General features: G+C 71.3%; 19 protein-coding genes. 1 reads left to right on the top strand and 18 read right to left on the bottom strand.

Translation table 11 applies throughout. The features are described 5' to 3' along the window. Positions 1-229: 229 nt before the first annotated feature. From DK419_RS06575 to DK419_RS28535, 5 genes are all read right to left on the bottom strand, one after another. Positions 230-955, bottom strand: coding sequence for an ABC transporter ATP-binding protein (locus DK419_RS06575; RefSeq protein ID WP_109958375.1), 726 nt, complete (start codon positions 953-955; stop codon positions 230-232). Next, complete coding sequence (locus tag DK419_RS06570) at positions 955-1,737, bottom strand: ABC transporter ATP-binding protein (RefSeq protein WP_109958374.1); 783 nt, start codon at positions 1,735-1,737, stop codon at positions 955-957. Before DK419_RS06570 ends, DK419_RS06575 begins: the two co-directional genes overlap by 1 nt. Further along, the gene (locus DK419_RS06565; protein ID WP_109958373.1) at positions 1,734-3,623 is read right to left on the bottom strand and encodes an ABC transporter permease; all 1,890 of its coding nucleotides are present in this window, start codon (positions 3,621-3,623) and stop codon (positions 1,734-1,736) included. The genes DK419_RS06570 and DK419_RS06565 overlap by 4 nt, the downstream gene beginning before the upstream one ends. A gap of 32 nt (positions 3,624-3,655) precedes the next feature. Next, entirely contained in the window at positions 3,656-4,921 is a 1,266-nt protein-coding gene (locus tag DK419_RS06560) for an ABC transporter substrate-binding protein (RefSeq protein WP_245442854.1), read from the bottom strand. Positions 4,922-5,099: 178 nt separating this feature from the next. Then, positions 5,100-5,237 (bottom strand): hypothetical protein, encoded by a 138-nt coding sequence (locus tag DK419_RS28535; protein ID WP_162561161.1) that lies wholly within the window; start codon positions 5,235-5,237, stop codon positions 5,100-5,102. A 175-nt stretch (positions 5,238-5,412) separates the two neighbouring features. Here DK419_RS28535 and DK419_RS06555 point away from each other — a divergent pair, with 175 nt between their 5' ends. Beyond that, positions 5,413-5,685: a hypothetical protein gene (locus tag DK419_RS06555; protein WP_109958372.1), complete on the top strand. Its 273-nt coding sequence runs from the start codon at positions 5,413-5,415 to the stop codon at positions 5,683-5,685. Positions 5,686-5,755: 70 nt separating this feature from the next. Here DK419_RS06555 and DK419_RS06550 read toward each other — a convergent pair whose 3' ends face one another. The 13 genes from DK419_RS06550 to DK419_RS06490 form a co-directional block, all read right to left on the bottom strand. Next, positions 5,756-6,202, bottom strand: coding sequence for a hypothetical protein (locus DK419_RS06550; protein WP_109958371.1), 447 nt, complete (start codon positions 6,200-6,202; stop codon positions 5,756-5,758). Then, positions 6,199-6,534, bottom strand: coding sequence for a flagellar protein FlgN (locus DK419_RS06545; RefSeq protein WP_109958370.1), 336 nt, complete (start codon positions 6,532-6,534; stop codon positions 6,199-6,201). Before DK419_RS06545 ends, DK419_RS06550 begins: the two co-directional genes overlap by 4 nt. 5 nt (positions 6,535-6,539) lie before the next feature. Then, positions 6,540-7,013, bottom strand: coding sequence for a rod-binding protein (locus DK419_RS06540; protein ID WP_109958369.1), 474 nt, complete (start codon positions 7,011-7,013; stop codon positions 6,540-6,542). Positions 7,014-7,063: 50 nt separating this feature from the next. Further along, positions 7,064-7,480 (bottom strand): hypothetical protein, encoded by a 417-nt coding sequence (locus DK419_RS06535; RefSeq protein WP_109958368.1) that lies wholly within the window; start codon positions 7,478-7,480, stop codon positions 7,064-7,066. Beyond that, positions 7,480-8,235 carry a flagellar biosynthesis protein FliR gene (gene fliR / locus DK419_RS06530; RefSeq protein WP_245442853.1) on the bottom strand — a complete coding sequence of 252 codons (756 nt, stop codon included), beginning with the start codon at positions 8,233-8,235 and terminating at the stop codon, positions 7,480-7,482. Before fliR ends, DK419_RS06535 begins: the two co-directional genes overlap by 1 nt. Further along, complete coding sequence (flhA, locus tag DK419_RS06525) at positions 8,232-10,319, bottom strand: flagellar biosynthesis protein FlhA (RefSeq protein WP_109958367.1); 2,088 nt, start codon at positions 10,317-10,319, stop codon at positions 8,232-8,234. Before flhA ends, fliR begins: the two co-directional genes overlap by 4 nt. A gap of 74 nt (positions 10,320-10,393) precedes the next feature. Further along, positions 10,394-10,660, bottom strand: a complete 267-nt coding sequence (locus DK419_RS06520; RefSeq protein WP_109958366.1) for a flagellar biosynthetic protein FliQ — start codon at positions 10,658-10,660, stop codon at positions 10,394-10,396. 39 nt (positions 10,661-10,699) lie between these two features. Further along, positions 10,700-11,116 (bottom strand): flagellar hook assembly protein FlgD, encoded by a 417-nt coding sequence (flgD, locus tag DK419_RS06515; protein ID WP_109958365.1) that lies wholly within the window; start codon positions 11,114-11,116, stop codon positions 10,700-10,702. After that, positions 11,117-11,668 (bottom strand): flagellar biosynthesis repressor FlbT, encoded by a 552-nt coding sequence (flbT, locus tag DK419_RS06510; protein WP_109958364.1) that lies wholly within the window; start codon positions 11,666-11,668, stop codon positions 11,117-11,119. Between the two features lie 8 nt (positions 11,669-11,676). Then, complete coding sequence (flaF, locus tag DK419_RS06505) at positions 11,677-12,024, bottom strand: flagellar biosynthesis regulator FlaF (protein WP_109958363.1); 348 nt, start codon at positions 12,022-12,024, stop codon at positions 11,677-11,679. A gap of 77 nt (positions 12,025-12,101) precedes the next feature. Further along, positions 12,102-13,142 carry a flagellar hook-associated family protein gene (locus DK419_RS06500; RefSeq protein WP_208642291.1) on the bottom strand — a complete coding sequence of 347 codons (1,041 nt, stop codon included), beginning with the start codon at positions 13,140-13,142 and terminating at the stop codon, positions 12,102-12,104. 42 nt (positions 13,143-13,184) lie between these two features. After that, positions 13,185-14,648, bottom strand: a complete 1,464-nt coding sequence (gene flgK / locus DK419_RS06495) for a flagellar hook-associated protein FlgK (protein ID WP_109958362.1) — start codon at positions 14,646-14,648, stop codon at positions 13,185-13,187. 28 nt (positions 14,649-14,676) lie between these two features. Continuing rightward, positions 14,677-15,954 carry a flagellar hook protein FlgE gene (locus DK419_RS06490; protein WP_109958361.1) on the bottom strand — a complete coding sequence of 426 codons (1,278 nt, stop codon included), beginning with the start codon at positions 15,952-15,954 and terminating at the stop codon, positions 14,677-14,679. Positions 15,955-16,088 lie beyond the last annotated feature (134 nt).

The raw sequence follows: 16,088 nt of genomic DNA, 5'->3' as shown, positions 1-16,088 counted from the left end.
GGGGCCGGCCGTGTCCGTCATCTGTCTCCCCATGCTGGGGAGGTTCGCACGTCTCCCCTCTCCCGTGTGGGAGAGGGGCCGGGGGTGAGGGTGACATGCGTCCGTGTAAAGCTCTGCACGTCGTGCTGGTAGCTCGACGGTTCAGGGTCATTGCGGAAGCGTGTCACCCTCACCCCTACCCCTCTCCCACTCGGGAGAGGGGATCCCGCGCCATACCCGGTCTCGCACCTCACACCGTCAGGTACGCCTCCCGCACCGCCTCGTCCGCCTCCAGCGCCGCCATCGTGCCCTCGAAGTGGATCGCGCCCTTCTCGATCACGTAGGCCCGGTCCGAGACCGCGCCGGCGAAGCTGAGGTTCTGTTCGGAGAGCAGGACCGCGATGCCCTCGCGCTTCATCCGCAGGACCGCGTCGGCCATCTGCTCGACGATGACGGGGGCGAGGCCCTCCGAGGGCTCGTCGAGGAGCACCGCGTGGGGGTTGCCCATCAGCGTGCGGGCGATGGTGAGCATCTGCTGCTCGCCGCCCGACATCGCGGCGGCGCGGCGGGTGCGCATCTCGGCGAGGTTGGGGAAGATCGAGAACAGCTTGTCCGGCGTCCAGGCCGCGCGCCCGTCGGCCGGCACCTTGCGGCCGACCTCCAGGTTCTCCATCACGGTCAGGTCGGTGAAGATGCGCCGGTCCTCCGGCACGTAGCCGAGGCCGCGGCGGGCGACGCGGAACGGCTCCCAGCCGGTGACCGCCTGGCCCTCGAACCAGACCGTGCCGCCGGTCGGCGGCAGCACGCCCATGACGGCCTTCAGCGTCGTCGACTTGCCGGCGCCGTTGCGGCCCATCAGCGCCACGACCTCGCCGGGCCGAAGCCGCAGGGTGACGCCGAACAGCACCTGGGCGCGGCCGTAGGCGGCGGTGAGGCCCGACACGTCGAGGAGGGGGGTCTCGCGGGATCTCGGCATCACGCCACCGCCTTCCGGCGCGCGCGCATCGCCGCCTCGGTGCCGGCCTCGCCGAGATAGACCTGCTTGACCCGCGGGTTGGCGCGGATCTCCTCCGGCGTGCCGGCGGCGATGATCTCGCCGCGCACCAGCACCAGCACCCGGTCGGCATGGGCGAAGACCGCCTCCATGTCGTGCTCGGTGTAGAGGACCCCGATGCGGTTCGTGCGCGCCACCTCGGCGGTGAGCGCCATCAGCCCCGAGCGCTCCCGCGGCGCCATGCCGGCGGTGGGCTCGTCCATCAGCAGGAGCTTCGGGCGCGAGGCGAGCGCCACCGCGAGTTCCACCCGCTTCACGTCGCCGTAGGCGAGCTCCGAGACCGGACGGTCGCCGTCGGCCCGCATGCCCACCCCGGCGAGCAGGGCGAGCGCCTCGTCGCGGTAGAGGGCGCGGGCATCCCGGAACAGGCTGCGGGTGCGGCCGTGATGCGAGAGGAGCGCCATCTGGACGTTCTCGGCCACCGTCATCGACACGAAGGTCTGGGCGACCTGGAAGGTGCGCCCGACGCCCGCCTTCCAGATCGCCCGCGCCGGCAGGCCGGCGATCGAGCGGCCGTCGAGGGCGATGGTGCCGGCATCCGGGCGAAGCTGGCCGCCCACCATGTTGAAGGTGGTGGACTTCCCGGCCCCGTTCGGCCCGATGATCGCCAGCATCTCGCCGGCTTCAAGCGTGAACGACACGTCCTTCGCCGCGGCGACGCCGCCGAAGCGCTTGGTCAGGCCGGCGACGACGAGGAGCGTCATGCCGAGGCCTCCACCGGTTTCGGCGCGGCCGCCCGGCGGCCCCGCAGGGCCTCGGCGGCGCCCGCGAGCCCGCGCGGGAAGGCGAGCACGGTCGCGATGATGGCCAGCCCCAGGAGCAGGCGCCAGAACTCGGTCAGCGGCATCACCGCGTCCTTCAGCGCGTGGAAGAAGGCGGCGCCGACGAGCGGGCCCATCACGGTCTGGATGCCGCCGACCAGCACCATCACCAGGAAGTCGATCGAGAGCGGGATGCCGGTGAGCGTCGGGTCGATCGAGCCCTTCATGAAGGCGTAGAGCCCGCCGGCGAGCCCGGCCGCGGCGCCGGCCAGGGTGAAGCCGAGCCAGCGATGGGTGCGCACGTCGAGGCCGATCGCCTCGGCGCGGGTGGCAGAATCGCGCGCCGCCCGCAAGCCGTAGCCGAAGGGCGCGTAGATCACCCGGCGCAACAGGACGATCGCGGTGAGCGACAGGAGGGCGACGAGGTAGAAGTAGGTGGTGCGGCCCGACGCCCAGGCCGACGGCCAGACCCCGACGACGCCGTTGTCGCCCCCCGTCACCTCGACCCACTGGAAGCAGACCGCGTAGACGATCTGCCCGAAGGCCAGCGTCAGCATCGCGAGGTAGATGCCCGACAGCCGCACGATGAAGAAGCCGAACAGGGCCGCGCCGAGGCCCGCCGCGAGGGGCGCTACGACGAGCGCCAGCTCCATCGGCGCCTTGAACGGGCCGGTCACGAGGAGCCCGGCCGCGTAGGCGCCGAGGCCGAAATACGCCGCGTGACCGAACGAGACGAGCCCGCCGACGCCGACGAGGAATTGCAGCGAGAAGGCGGCGAGCGCGAAGACCAGGATCTCGGTCGCGACCTTGACCTTGTAGGCGTCGCCGACGAGCGGCACTGCCAGCAGGGCGACGACCGCGAGGCCGGCGAGCGCGCCTTCCGCCCGGCGGAAGCGGCGCAGGGACGGGATGCCCTCCGGCGGCATCACCCGGCCGGACGCGACCTCGGGCCGGCCGAACAGGCCCCAGGGCTTGACCACCAGCACCACCGCCATCAGGGCGAAGACCAGGACCAGCGTCACCTTCGGGAAGATCAGGATGCCGAAGGCCTGGAGCTGGCCGATGAGCAGCGCGGCCACGAAGGCGCCCGGCACCGAGCCCATGCCGCCGATCACCGTGACCACGAAGGCGTCGGTGATGACCGAGAGGTCCATGTGGGCGTTGGCGGGGATGCGCGGGATCTGGAGCGCGCCGCCCAGGCCCGCGAGGCTCGCGCCGAGGAACAGCGTCAGGGTGAAGAGCCGGGCCTGGTTGACGCCGAGGGCGCCGACCATCTCGCGGTCCTGGGTCGCGGCCCGGATCAGCACGCCGAAGCGGGTGCGGTGCATGAGGAGCCAGAGGAGGCCGAGCACCAGGGGACCGACCGCGATCAGCACCAGTTCGTAGGCGGGAAAGCGCTGGCCCAGGATCTCGACGCCGTGGCGCAGCGACGGCGCGCGGGGACCCGCGATGTCGACCGGGCCCCAGACCTTGAGCACTAGGTCCTCGACGATCAGCACGACGCCGAAGGTGGCGAGCAACTGAAAGAGTTCGGGCACCCGGTAGATGCGGCGGAGCAGCACCACCTCGACCGCGACGCCGATCAGCCCGACGAGGAGGGCGGAGAGCAGGACCCCAAGGAAGAACGCGGCGGGCGAGTAGGAGAGATCGAGGAGCCGCGGCACCAGCGTGACCGCGATGTACGCCCCCAGCATGTAGAACGAGCCGTGGGCGAAGTTCACGATCCGGGTGACGCCGAACACGATCGTCAGCCCGGAGGCGATGATGAACAGCGAGGAGGCGCTGGCGAACCCGGAGAGCGCCTGGAGGACGAGGAAGGACGGGTCCATGGGGCTTGCCGCTCCGGCGCGCGTCTCGGGGGTCAGGCCTTGCGGGCCGCCTTCACCTCGGCCTCGGGGAACATGTAGTTCGCCCCGTCGGCGTAGCGGATCTTCTTCATCGTGCCCTGACGCCCGTTCAGCGCCGTCTCGCCGATCCAGGCGCCGAGCGTCGACTGGTGGTCGAGCGCCCGCATCGTCACCGGGCCGGCGATGGTCTGGGAGGTCAGGCCCTCGAGCGCCGCGATCATCGCCTCGGTCTCCGTCGAGCCGGCCTTCTCCAGCATGTCGCGGATCATGCCGACGACGACGTAGCCGAGGAGCGAGCCGAGGCGCGGCGTGTCGTTGAACCGGGCCCGGTAGGCGGCCACGAACTCCTTGTGGCCGTTGCCCTCGATCGTCTCCCACGGATAGCCGGTGGTGACCCAGCCCTCGGGCGTCTCGTCGCCGAGCGGGATCATGTATTCCGGCTCGCCGGTGAGCAGGCTCGCGACGGTGCGCTTCTCGAACAGACCGCGGGTGTTGCCCTCGCGCACGAAGGCGGTGAGGTCGGCGCCGAACAGCACGTTGAACAGCCCGTCGGCCTTCATCTGCGACAGGGCGCCGACGGTGGCGCCGGCATCGACCTTGCCGAGCGCCGGGAACTGCTCGCCGACCACCTCGAAGCCCGGCACCGCGGCGCTCATCAGCTTCTTGAAGTTGGCCGCCGCCGACTGGCCGTACTCGTAGTTCGGCGCCACGATCGCCCAGCGCTTGATGCCGCGGTCCTTGACCGCCTCCACCAGCATCCGGGTCTGCATGTAGGTGTTGGGCCGCACCCGGAAGGTGTAGCGGTTGCCGCTGCCCATGGTGAGGGCGTCGGTGAGCGGCTCGGTGGCGAGGAACAGGGCCTTGCGCTGGTTGGCGAAATCCGCGACGGCCAGGCCGACGTTGGACAGGAAGGTGCCGCACAGGAAGGCGACGTTCTCGCGGGTCAAAAGCTCCTCGGCGACCCGGGTCGCGTCGCCGGGCGTCGAGCCGTCGTCGCGGAACACGATCTCGATCGGGCGGCCGCCGAGCGCCTTGATGCCGCCGGCCTTGTTGACGGCGTCCTGGGCAAGCTGCATGGCATTGCGGTAGGGCACCGCGAAGGCGGCCATGCGGCCGTAGGAATTCAGCTCGCCGATCCGGATCGGCCCGGATCCCTGCGCCAGCGCCCCCCGGGACGCCGCGAGGCTCAGCGGGGCGGCGGCGAGGCCGCCGAGGACCGTGCGGCGGGACAGAGGCAGCACCATCTCGTCGCGGGTCGACATCTTGTCCGGGGGCGACATGGCGAGAACCTCCGTCCGGTTCCGGCGCGACCAGGAGCCGCCGGAAGGTCTTTTCGTTCGTCTACGAACGATATGCGGGCCACGATACTTGGCTCGTGCCGGGACGCAAGGGTCAAGTCTGCGGAAAATCCGGGCGGCGTCTGTCGCGCGAACGGGCAGCCATGCGGGCTGCCCGGTTCTAGAGGCCGGCCTCGCGGGCGAGCCAGGCGTCGAGGGCGCGCTCGCGCTCGGCCTCGATCATCGCGGCGGTCCAGGCCGCCTGCTCGATGCGCGCGGTCTCGGCCGTGTCCTCGTCGCGATCGGGTGAGGGCTGCATCGCGCGTCTCCGTTCCTCGTCGTCCTCGACGAGAACAAAATAGGAACTCGCATCGACGACGACAAGCCGGCCGCCCTGGGGAAAACCGGGAGGCCGAGATTCGGGAATTCGGAACTCGGGAGCTTGGCCGCGCTACCGCGCGTTGCCGCCCCACACCACCTCGGAGGAAAAGCCCATGCGTTCGACCCTGCTCGCCCTCGCCGCCACCGTCGCCCTCACGGGGGCCGCCCTGGCGCAGGCCGGCGTTCCCGGCTCGGCCGAGAACAACATGAACAATCCCGGCAGCGTGAAGAGCAACGCCGAGAAGGGCATGCCCGGTCGCGACATGCCGGCCACCACCGGCACCGTGGCGCCCGTGGCGCCGGGTTCGGCCGCCCGCACCGACGACCTGCCGAGCCACAGCGGCGGCAACGCCGCGGCGACGAGCCCGGCCAACCGGACCCGCTGAACGCGACGACGCGACGGGCGGGGGCGATCCCCGTCCGCTCGCCGTTCCGACGCTCGATATGCGGGACGCCCTACGACCGCACCTCGCGCTTGGCGACGAAGTTGATCTCGTCCACCAGCACGTCCTTGACCACGTCGCCCCCTAAGCGCTCGTTGACCTTGGCGCGCACCTCGGCCAGCCGCTTGGTGATGTCGTATTTCGCCAGGCGGCGGAAATCGAGGGCCGGGTCGGCGTAGATCTGGCGGAAGGCCTCGTCGACCACGAAGGCATTCGGCGGCACCGGCAGGGTGTGCATCAGCTTGGCATCCGCCGTGAAGACGAGGACGGCGATGACGTAGCCCTGGACGCGGCCGTCGGCGATCATCGGGATGTTGATTGGCGCGAGCTTCTGGTACTGGAGTCCCTCCAGGTACGGCTCGGTCTTCTTCGAGAAGATGCCGCCGCCGAAGGTCACCGCGCCGTAGCAGGACGCGATGGTGACGGCGCAGATCCACAGGCCGGTGATCAGGATCTTCATGACCGCAGGCTCGCCCGCGCGGTGTAGGTGCCGTCCGACTCGGCGGCGAGCGCCGCCCGGGCCAGGGTGTCGTCGATCTCCTCCAGCGCCCGCAGGTGCAGGGCGACGACTTCCTGGTTGCGGGCGAGCTTGTCGCGCAGGCGCGCGAGGTGGATCGCCACCGTGGCGTCGAGCGTCGCGGTGTCGAGGCCGCGGGTGAGGCGGGTGAGCTCCAGGAGCCCCTGGCTCTTGCGGCGGTTGAGGTCGGCGAGGTCGACGGGAAGGCGGGCCTCCAGGGCCTCGGTCTCCTCCTCGACCACGGCCTCCAGCCGCTTGACGCAGGCGAGCAGCATGGCGGTCAGACCTTGGCCGCGGGGTTCGCGGCCTCCGCCGGCGCGGGAGCGGGAGCGGCCGGGTGGGCGGTCGTCAGCATCCTGGCGATGCCGATGCCGCCGGCCTTGGCGATCTGGGTGCCGATCTGCTCGGACAGCATCGACTTCCAGATCCCGCCGGCATTGCCCTTGCCGTACACGGTCTCGGACTTCTCCGGCATCATCGCCTCGACGAATTGCTGGAGCACCAGCCCCTCGAACTTCTTGTAGGGATCGCTGCCGGCGCCCGACAGGCTGGTCTGGTTCTGCAGGCCGGTGAGGGTGCCGCGGGCATCGAGCGGCATGTGGGTCGAGAGGCCGACGTCGCGGGCCGCATCCGCGAAGGCGGTGGCGCCGGCGCTGCCGGGCTGCGACAGCTTGGCCGCGGCCTCCTGGTAGCGCGCCGGATCGGCGGCCCGGGCGACGTCGAGCACGATGTCGGAGGGCGGGGAGATGCTCATCGGCTTGACGTCCGGATTCTCGTGGTGAACGAAGCCTTACCCGCCCTGGCTTACGGGAGGCTTGCGTCGCGACGCCCGATGCGGGCGGCGAGCCCGTCGAGGCGCTCGAGGTCGTCGCGCTTGTCCGCCTCGCGGCGGTGGTCGTCGGCCCGGCGCTCGGACAGGGCCTCGGCCCGCTTCTTCGCGAGGCCGCGCTCGCGCACCGCCTCGGCCTGCGCCGCGGCCTCGGCCTCCAGCGCGGTGGCCTGCGCCGCGAGGCTGCGCAGGCGCCTTGAGGTCACCTCCAGCAGCATCGGGCCGTGATCGGAGGAGGCGAGCGCCGCGAGCAGCCGCGCCCGGTCGGCCTCGATCCCGGCCGCGCGCTCGCGGATGCCGGCGAGCTCGACCTCGGCCGCGCGCCGCATCTGCTCCTGCACGGCGACGAGGCGCTGGGCGCGCTTGAGGCGGTCGCCGGTGCCCTGCGCCATCAGCCGCGCTGCAGCCAGGCCGCGTAGCCGAGGAGGAACTGCGTCATGAACTCGCCCGCGAGATAGTAGAGCATCAGGAGGCCGCCGAACATCACGAACGGCGTGGCGACGAAGTAGACCGGAATCGTCGGCGTGAGCTTGTTGACGAAGCCCGCCGCCAGGTTGACCAGGATCGCGTAGATGATGAACGGCGCGGTGATGCGCAATCCCAGCATGAAGGCTGCGGCGACCTGGTCGACGATCCGGGTCAGGATCACCTGGGAGCCGACGCCCTCGCCGGGCGGGATGCGGGCGTAGGATTCGACGAGGCCGCGAAACAGCTCCCAGTGCAGGTCGGCGGCGAACAGGATCGCGGTCGCGGTGAGCAGGATCAGCGCCTCGACCGCCGGCACCGGGTCGCTGCCCTCGATCGGCGAGCCCGGCATGCTGCCGAAGCCCACCATGGTCGAGGTCGCGTTCATCACGGTCTCGAGGACCAGGATGAAGATCCGGCCGAGAAAGCCGATCATCAGCCCGGTCAGGGTCTCGCTGGCGATCCAGGCGAGCGTCTGGGTCGGGGCCTGGCCGGCGAGCCGCGGCTCGAATTGCGGCACGATCAGCGGCGCGATGGCGAGCGAGACCGCGCCGGCGATGAGGAGGCGGACCTGCTGCGGCACCCGCGGGCTGGAGAAGCCCGGCACCACGAGGAGGCAGCCGCCGACCCGGCAGAAGATCAGGAAGACCGCGAGGAAGCTGTCCGGCCCGATCCCCGTCACGAGACCGTGCCCAGCGACTTGATCTCGACGCCCCGCGCGATCTCGAGGTGCGAGAGCACCGGCAGGGTGGGGAAGATCCGCTCGATGATCATCCGCACGTAGGGCCGGGCGTCCGGCGCGGTGACGAGGGCGAAGCCGTGCACCTCCCGCATCCGCGTGCGGATCGCCTCCGAGGCCTCGGTGCCGAACTGCTCGACGAGCCGCGGGTCGATGTCGAACTCCACCACCTCGCCCTTGGCGTCGCGCTTCAGGCTCTGGTGGAACGACAGGTCCCAGCTGGCGCCGAGCCGGAGCACGTTGAGCACGCCGTTCTCGGCGAGGTCGCCGCAGATCTGCTGCGCCATGCGCATCCGCACGTGCTCGGCGATCTGCTCGGCCCGGCGCGCGTGGGGGGTGATCTCGGCCACCGCCTCCAGGATCAGGTGCAGGTTGCGGATCGAGACCCGCTCGGCGAGCAGCAGCTTCAGGACCGCCTGCAGGCCCGAATACGAGATCTGCGACGGGCAGATCTCGTCGAGCAGGCGCTTGTATTCGGGGTCGAGCCGGTCGAGCAGGCCGCGCATGTCCTTGTAGGACAGGAATTGCGGCAGGTTGTTGCGGATCACCTCGGAGAGGTGGGTGAGCAGCACCGAGGCGCCGTCGATCGGCTCGAACCCGCCGCGGCGCACCTCCGCCGCGTAGGAATCCATCACCCACAGCGCCCTGAGGCCGAAGGCCGGCTCGCGCACCTCGTCGCTCGGCACGTCGGGCTTCGGCCCGTCGCCGACCACCACCAGCATCTCGCCGGGGCGGATCTCCTGGGCGGCCGCCACGGTGCCGTGGATCATGATCTGGTAGCTCTTGGGCGGCAGCGCGAGGTTGTCCGTGACCTTGATGTCCGGCACCACGAAGCCGTACTGGCGCGCGAACTTGCGCCGCATCTTGGCGACCCGGTGGCCGAGCTCGGCTTGGCTAGCCTGGATCTGCGAGGCGGCCTGGCGGCCGAGGCAGAGCTCGATCTCCGGGGTCTTGAGCGAGTCCTTGACCGAATCCTTCTCCTTGGCCTCGGCCTGCTTCACCGCCTCCTCGGCCTTGGCCCTGGCGGTCGCCGCCTCGGCCTGGGCCTGGAGCCGGCGGGGGATGGTGCGGGCGATGAAGAACAGGAGGCCGCTCAAGGCCGTGAAGGGCAGGAAGGGCAGGCCCGGCACGAGGGCGAACACCCCCATCATGGCCGCCGCGACGAGCAGCGCGCGGGGATAGGCGCCGAGCTGGCCGATCACCGCCTGCTCGGCGGTGCCCCGCGTGCCGCCCTTCGAGACGAGGAGGCCGGCGGCGAGCGAGACGATGAGCGCCGGGATCTGCGAGACCAGGCCGTCGCCGACCGAGAGCTTGGTAAAGATGTCGGCGGCGGTGCCGAGCGGCAGGCCGTGCCGCGTCGTGCCGATGATGATGCCGCCGAAGACGTTGACCGCGATGATGATGAGCGAGGCCACCGCCTCGCCGCGCACGAACTTCGAGGCGCCGTCCATCGAGCCGAAGAAGGCGCTCTCCTCCTCCAGCTCCCGGCGCCGGCGCTGCGCCTCCTTGTCGTCGATCAGCCCGGCATTGAGATCGGCGTCGATCGCCATCTGCTTGCCGGGGATCGCGTCGAGGGTGAAGCGGGCGCCCACTTCCGCGATGCGGGTCGCGCCCTTGGTGATGACGAGGAAGTTGACCGTGATCAGGATCAGGAACACCACGATCCCGATCACGAAGTCGCCGCTCATCACGAATTGCGAGAAGCCCTGGATGACGTGGCCGGCGGCGTCCACGCCCTTCTGGCCGTTGGCCAGGATCAGCCGGGTCGTAGCGATGCCGAGCGCCAGCCGAAGGAGGGTGGCGATCAGCAGCACGGTCGGGAAGGCCGAGAATTCGAGCGGCTTCTGGATCCAGAGCGCCACCATCAGGATCAGCACCGACAGGGCGATCGAGAAGGCGAGCCCGACATCGATGAGCAAAGCCGGCACCGGCAGGAACAGCACCGCCAGGATCGCCACGATGCCGGCCGCGAAGCCGAAATCCCGCCGCGACTTGCGCTCGACCGCCGGCGCCACGCCCACCGCCATGACCTCACCACCCTCCGCGCAGGATTGTCGCGAGGGGGTGTGCCACGGCTAGCTTGCGCGGGGGTTGGGCTCCCTCAGAACCCCGTCGCGATCCGCCCGTAGGCGGCTTCCGCGAAGGCGTGGATCTGCCCGCCGACGAAGGTGCCGGTGACGAGGAGCACCAGCAGGATCACCACGATCTTCGGCACGAAGGTCAGGGTGACCTCCTGGATCTGGGTGAGCGCCTGCAGGAGCGCCACCGCGATGCCGACGAGCATCGCGGCGCCGACCGCAGGGCCCGCCGCGACGATCACGGTCCAGATCGCCGCGCGGACGAGTTCGAGGGCGTCGACCTCGTTCATGAGGAATCTCCGAAGCGCCAGGTGCTGGGCGCGAGCACCTTACTGGATGGTGACGCCGGAGGTCAGCAGCACGTCCTGGCCGTTGGTCAGCCGCGCCAGCGCCCCGTCGCTCGTCACCCGCACCGACTGGACGGTGCCGGTCATCGTGCCGTCGGCGGAGGTGAGGGTGCGGCCGATGACCGTGTCGGCCTGGTCGAGGAAGCTCGAGGAGAGCAGCGAGTCGAGCTTCTGGTTGGTCTTCGTCGCCTGCTCGACCTGCGAGAAGGTCGCGAGCTCGCCGACATACTGGGTCGAGTCCATCGGCTTGGTCGGATCCTGGTTCTTGAGCTGCGCCATCAGCAGCGTCAGGAAGGTGTCCGAGTTCATCGAGGCGGCGACCGAGCTGCCGGCCTTGGCGGCGGCGGCCGTGGTGGAGGTGCCGCCCGCGGTGGCGCTGGCGGTGCTGTCGACGGTCATTCAGGCCTCCGGATCGAGGGCGGGCAGGGAGGGGGAGGCGGCGCGGCGGCCGGGCACGGAGGCAGGGACGGGAACCTGGGGCCGCGCCGGCGCCCGCTCCCGGGAGCGCTCGGGCCCGCGGGCGCGCCGCGCGAGGGTGCCGAGCGCCGGGACCGGCGCGAGGGGTACCTCGCCCTGCGCCATCAGGGCGGCCTCGAGGGGGTAGAGCCCTCGGATCAGCTTCAGGGCCTCGTACAGGCGGCCGGCCTCGACGAAGGAATGGGCGGCCTCGAGCCCGTCGCGCAGCACCGCCTCGCCAGTCGTCGCCAGCAGGCCGGCCCGGATGCCATCGTAGAGTCCCCGGGCCACCTCGGCCCGGCCGGGGTCGATCAGCATGGTCTGGGCCGCGAAGTAGAGCTGGCGCAACGGCGTCGTCGCCTCCTCGGCCTGGAGCACGTGGCTCTCGAGCAGGAAGGTCGCGTCGTTCATGAGCTCGATCGCCACCTTGCGGTCGACCCGCAGGACGGCGCCGTTGATGTAGATCCGCTCGCCGGCACGCAGCGACAGGCGCATGGCGGCGCTCACCGCAGCCCGTCGCGGATCGAGGCGTTCACCTCGATCAGCGCGGCGAGGCTGCGCTCGGGCGAGCGCAGGACCGCGCCCGCCTCCTGCATGGTCCAGGCGCCGATCGACATCAGGTCGTCGCGCAAGGAGGCGGGCAGGGCGTTCTCGGGCGCCAGGAGGTCGGCGATCAGCACGTTCCAGAGGCTCTGCAGGAAGCCGATGGCGGCCGTCCGCTCCGGGCCGGCGAGGCCGCGGGCCTCGACGTCGCGCAGGAGGGTGAGCGCCCGGTCGAAGGCGGCGCGCTCGCGCTCGCGGCCGACCTCCGGGGCGTCCTCCAGGATCTCGGAATAGGAAAAGCGGTACATCGGGCCGATGCCTCGTCGGTCTGGTGTCTTGCTGAGTCTTGCCGTGCCGGGACGGATCGCGTGCTGCGCGAGGCCCGTTACGCGACGTATTTCAGGAGCGACAGCTCCTGGAGCTGCGCGGTCAGCGAGTAGGACATCTGGAGCTGCGTCGTCGCGGCGTTGAGCCGGGTCTTGGCCTCGGCCGGATCGACCGCCTCGAGGCGGGCGATCTCCTTGGTGATGAGGTCGGCCTGCGCGTCGAGCCGGGTGTTGGCGTCGGCGAGGCGCGACTGGCTGCGGCCGAGATCGGCCTGCAGCGAGACGAGCCCGGCGCTGCCTTTGCTGAGAAGGCCCATCACCCGGCCGGAGACGACGTCCTGCGCCTCCGCCGACAGGCCGGTGAGGCCGAGCCCCGCCACGACGGCGGCCTGGGCGAGCTGACGGAACGGCGCGGCATCGGCGGTGACCGAGGTGGTCACGGTCTCGCTGAGCGAGATCCGGCTGGTGACGGCGGTTCCCGAGGCCTGCGACCAGGTGGTGCCCCAGTTCGGGTCGGCGAACTGGGCCGCGACCGTGCCCTCCAGGAAGTTCTGGATCTGGGACGCCGTCAGGGTGGCGGACCGCGCATCGCCGGGCGGGAAGCCGAAGGCGAGCTTGAAGGCCGCCGCGGCATTCGCCTTGGCGTTCGCCGCGGCGTCGTCCCGGATCGGGCCGGTGCCGGTATTGGTGCCGGCGAACAGGGCCTGCCCGGTGGCCTTGGTGTTGAGGAGGGCGGTGAGCGACGCGAGGGTGTCGTCGGCCGAGGCCGCCATGGCGGCGACGCGCTTGTCCGCCGTCAGCCCGGTCAGGCTTGCGAAGGTCGCGTCGGCGGATTTCTGCATCTGCTGCAGGGTGCCCTGGCTCGCGCCGAGGCGGAGCGCCGTGACGCCGTTGCCGTCCTTGAGGACGGCGATCTCCGCCGCGCTCTGGCGCAAGGAGAGGCTGCGGCTCACCTGGCCGCCGAGCGCCAGCCCGACATCGGCGTAGCGCCCCTCGGCGATCTCCCGGGTCGCGTCGGCGATCTCGGACTGGAGCTTCGCCGCCCCGCTGCGGGGCGCGTTCCACAGGCTGAGGCTGGAGATGTAGCTCGTGGTCATCATGGCTGGCAGGGCTCTGTCTTCCGGGGTCGCCGCCGCGACGCCTCAGCGGATCGCGTTCAGGAGGGTCGTCAGCAGGTCGTCCACCATGGTCAGGATCTTGGCCGAGGCGGTGTAGGAGCGTTCGAGCTGGAGGGTCAGGGCGATCTCGTCGTCGCCGTTCACGCCGACGGCGTTCGACAGGGCGTCGGTGGCCCGGCCGAGCAGCGTCTTCTGGTAGTCGGCGTCGCCGGAGGCGGCCTTGCGGGTCGCCTCGAGCCAGCCGGCGGAATCGGCGGCGAAGCCCGTGAGCGTCGCGGTCTCGTCCAGCGGCGGGCCCGGCGCGAAGCTGCGGGCGGTCCCGAGCCTGCCGGTCAGCTCGCGCAGGCGGCCGGCATAGGCCGCGTCCGTTCCCGGATTCGCCCGGTAAGCAGCGCCGTTCATGCCGCCGTCGCGCAGGAGCCCCAGGTCGCCGCCGCGGGTCGGGTCGACGGCCGCGTTGAGCGCGATCCGGCCGGCGAGACCGGTCGTCGAGCCCGGCAGGGCGCCGCTCGCACCCGCCGTGAACAGGCCGGCCTTCGCCCCGACGTAGAGCGGGTCGGAGGGGAGGCGGGTATCGGTCTCCCGGAAGGTGTCGACGAGGGCGCCGGCGATCGCGTCGAGCTGGTTCTCGTAGGCGACCGAGGTCTCGTCCCGCAGGGTGGCGAGGCCGGCGAGCCGGCCGCTCGACAGCCGCATCGGCGACGCGCTGCCGGTCACCGGTACGCCGTCGACCGTCACGGCGGCGCCCCGGGTTCCCGCCGCGAAGGCGATCGTCGGGGTGAGGCTCACGGCCCGGGCGCCCCGGTCGTAGAGCAGTACGCCGCTGTCGGTCGCGACCGCCATGTCGCCGCCGGGGCGGTCGCTGACGGTGATGCCGATCTCGGCGGAGAGCTGCGACAGGATCCGGTCGCGGTCGTCGAGGGCGTCGCTGACGTCCTGGCCCGCGGCGGTGCCCCGCATCACCGCCCGGTTGGCGCGGTCGAACCGGCCGAGGAGATCGTTGATCGTCGCGACCGAGTCCGCCATGCCCCGGTCGGCCTGCTCGCGCACGTCCTGCACGGCGCCGGCCGCGGCGTTGAGACTGGTGGCGAGGTCCCGGGCGCTCTCGACCGCGGCCCGGGCGAGGCCGGTGTCGCCCGGGTTGTTGGCGGCGGCCTGGAGCGACGCGTTGAGGGCGCCGAGGCGCGCGGCGGGCGAGCCCGCCTCGCTGGTGTCGCCGACCGTCCGCGACAGGCTGGTGAGCCCGTCGAGGAGCGCCTGTCCTTCCGCCGACGCGGAGGTCGCGGAGAGCTTGCGGATGAACAGGGCCGCGTCGCTCGCGCGGGACACGACCACCGTGGTCCCGGTCCCGCCGCCGACCAGGCTGACGACCTTGCGCGAGTAGCCGGGATCGTTCGCCCCCGCGGTGTTGCGCGCGGAGGTCGCGATCTGGCTCGACGTCGCCAGGAGCGCCGAGCGTGCCGTGTTGAGCGCGAGCGAGAGGCCCATCTGTCAGCTCCTGGTGGCCGGTCGACCGTTACCGCTTCAGGCTCATCAGGGTGTCGAGCATCTCGTTGCCGGTGGTGAACACCTTCGAGTTGGCGGTGTAGACCGACTGCGACTCGATCATCGCCGTGAGCTCGGTGCTGACGTCGACGTTCGATTGCTCGAGGGCGCCCGACTTGATCGTGCCGCGCCCGCCCTGGTTGGCGAAGCCGACCTGGATGTCGCCGGACTCGACCGTCGGCCGGTAGACGTTGCCGGAGCGCGGCTCGAGGTTGTCCGCGCTCGGCACGGTGGCGATCGGCACCCGGAAGGCCGCCAGGCGCGAGCCGTCGTCGAAGGTGGCGTAGACGGTGCCGTCGGCGTCGAAGGACGTGCCGGTCACGGCCGCCGGCGCCTTGCCGTTGGCTTGGCCCTCCACGCTGTAATCCCCCGCGAGCTGCGTCAGGCTGGCGAGATTGACCGTGACCGAACCGCCGCTGGCACCCGGGATGGTCAGGTCGAACGACTTCGGGCCCGTGTAGGTGACCGGAGGGCCTGCGACCTGGGTGCCGGTGACATTGCCCTGGGCGTTGAAGCCGACCGTGACCGCCGCGAGCGGAGAGCCGCTCGGCAGGGCCGGGGTGCTGCCCGCCGGGGTCGGGTTGGCGGCGGCGTCGTAGAGGGACGCCGTCCACGAGCTGTCGGCGTTCTTCGCCAGGTAGATGTCGAGGGTCTGCGCCTTGCCGAGCTGGTTGTAGGTCACGAGCGAGTACTTCTTCGAGTACTGGCCGGACGCCGCCGCGGTCGCATCGGCAGGCAGGTTGCCCGACACGGAGGCTTCGGTGGTCGGGGTCGCCCGGCTGCTCACCGAGGCGAGGCTGATCGGCACCATGTCGGCGACGCTGTTGAGCGTCGTGGTCGGCTCGGCGCCGTCGAGCAGGCTGTAGCCCATCAGGGTCATGCCGGCCGCGTTGGTGAAGGTATTGGACGTGGCGTCGATCTTGAAGTTGCCGGCGCGGGTCAGGAGGGGCGCGCCCGCCGGGTCCTTGACCACGAAGAAGCCGTTGCCGTCGATGGCGAGGTCGGACTTCGAGGTCGTGGCGCTGATGGTGCCGCCCTCGGACACCGCCCGGCGCACCGTCGTCTCGACCGAGCCCGAATTGTAGTTGCTGCCCGCGGTGTCGGCGATCAGCAGCGAGGAGAACTCCGTCGAGCTGCGCTTGTAGCCCGTCGTGCCGGAGTTCTGGATGTTCTCCGCGACGGTCGAGATGCGGTTCGACTGGGCGTTCATGCCCGAGACGCCGGTGCGGAGCACGCCGATGAGACTCATTGCGGGACCTCGTTCGTCAGGATGCGTGTGGTGGGGCGCAGGCAGGCCGGGACCTGCGCGGCCGAGCCTCGGGCGGGAATAGACCCGCGCAGGCTTGCGCGGAGCTTGGAGGGCACCATGGGCGGGTGGGAGCG

Source organism: Methylobacterium terrae (assembly GCF_003173755.1).
GTDB lineage: Bacteria > Pseudomonadota > Alphaproteobacteria > Rhizobiales > Beijerinckiaceae > Methylobacterium > Methylobacterium terrae.
This window is presented reverse-complemented; position numbering and strand designations above follow the sequence as displayed.

Coding starts and splice junctions, on each gene's coding strand:
- DK419_RS06575 (WP_109958375.1), bottom strand. CDS start 955: ATGCCGAGATCCCGCGAGACCCCCCTCCTCGACGTGTCGGGCCTCACC.
- DK419_RS06570 (WP_109958374.1), bottom strand. CDS start 1,737: ATGACGCTCCTCGTCGTCGCCGGCCTGACCAAGCGCTTCGGCGGCGTC.
- DK419_RS06565 (WP_109958373.1), bottom strand. CDS start 3,623: ATGGACCCGTCCTTCCTCGTCCTCCAGGCGCTCTCCGGGTTCGCCAGC.
- DK419_RS06560 (WP_245442854.1), bottom strand. CDS start 4,921: ATGTCGCCCCCGGACAAGATGTCGACCCGCGACGAGATGGTGCTGCCT.
- DK419_RS28535 (WP_162561161.1), bottom strand. CDS start 5,237: ATGCAGCCCTCACCCGATCGCGACGAGGACACGGCCGAGACCGCGCGC.
- DK419_RS06555 (WP_109958372.1), top strand. CDS start 5,413: ATGCGTTCGACCCTGCTCGCCCTCGCCGCCACCGTCGCCCTCACGGGG.
- DK419_RS06550 (WP_109958371.1), bottom strand. CDS start 6,202: ATGAAGATCCTGATCACCGGCCTGTGGATCTGCGCCGTCACCATCGCG.
- DK419_RS06545 (WP_109958370.1), bottom strand. CDS start 6,534: ATGCTGCTCGCCTGCGTCAAGCGGCTGGAGGCCGTGGTCGAGGAGGAG.
- DK419_RS06540 (WP_109958369.1), bottom strand. CDS start 7,013: ATGAGCATCTCCCCGCCCTCCGACATCGTGCTCGACGTCGCCCGGGCC.
- DK419_RS06535 (WP_109958368.1), bottom strand. CDS start 7,480: ATGGCGCAGGGCACCGGCGACCGCCTCAAGCGCGCCCAGCGCCTCGTC.
- flhA (WP_109958367.1), bottom strand. CDS start 10,319: ATGGCGGTGGGCGTGGCGCCGGCGGTCGAGCGCAAGTCGCGGCGGGAT.
- DK419_RS06520 (WP_109958366.1), bottom strand. CDS start 10,660: ATGAACGAGGTCGACGCCCTCGAACTCGTCCGCGCGGCGATCTGGACC.
- flgD (WP_109958365.1), bottom strand. CDS start 11,116: ATGACCGTCGACAGCACCGCCAGCGCCACCGCGGGCGGCACCTCCACC.
- flbT (WP_109958364.1), bottom strand. CDS start 11,668: ATGCGCCTGTCGCTGCGTGCCGGCGAGCGGATCTACATCAACGGCGCC.
- flaF (WP_109958363.1), bottom strand. CDS start 12,024: ATGTACCGCTTTTCCTATTCCGAGATCCTGGAGGACGCCCCGGAGGTC.
- DK419_RS06500 (WP_208642291.1), bottom strand. CDS start 13,142: ATGATGACCACGAGCTACATCTCCAGCCTCAGCCTGTGGAACGCGCCC.
- flgK (WP_109958362.1), bottom strand. CDS start 14,648: ATGGGCCTCTCGCTCGCGCTCAACACGGCACGCTCGGCGCTCCTGGCG.
- DK419_RS06490 (WP_109958361.1), bottom strand. CDS start 15,954: ATGAGTCTCATCGGCGTGCTCCGCACCGGCGTCTCGGGCATGAACGCC.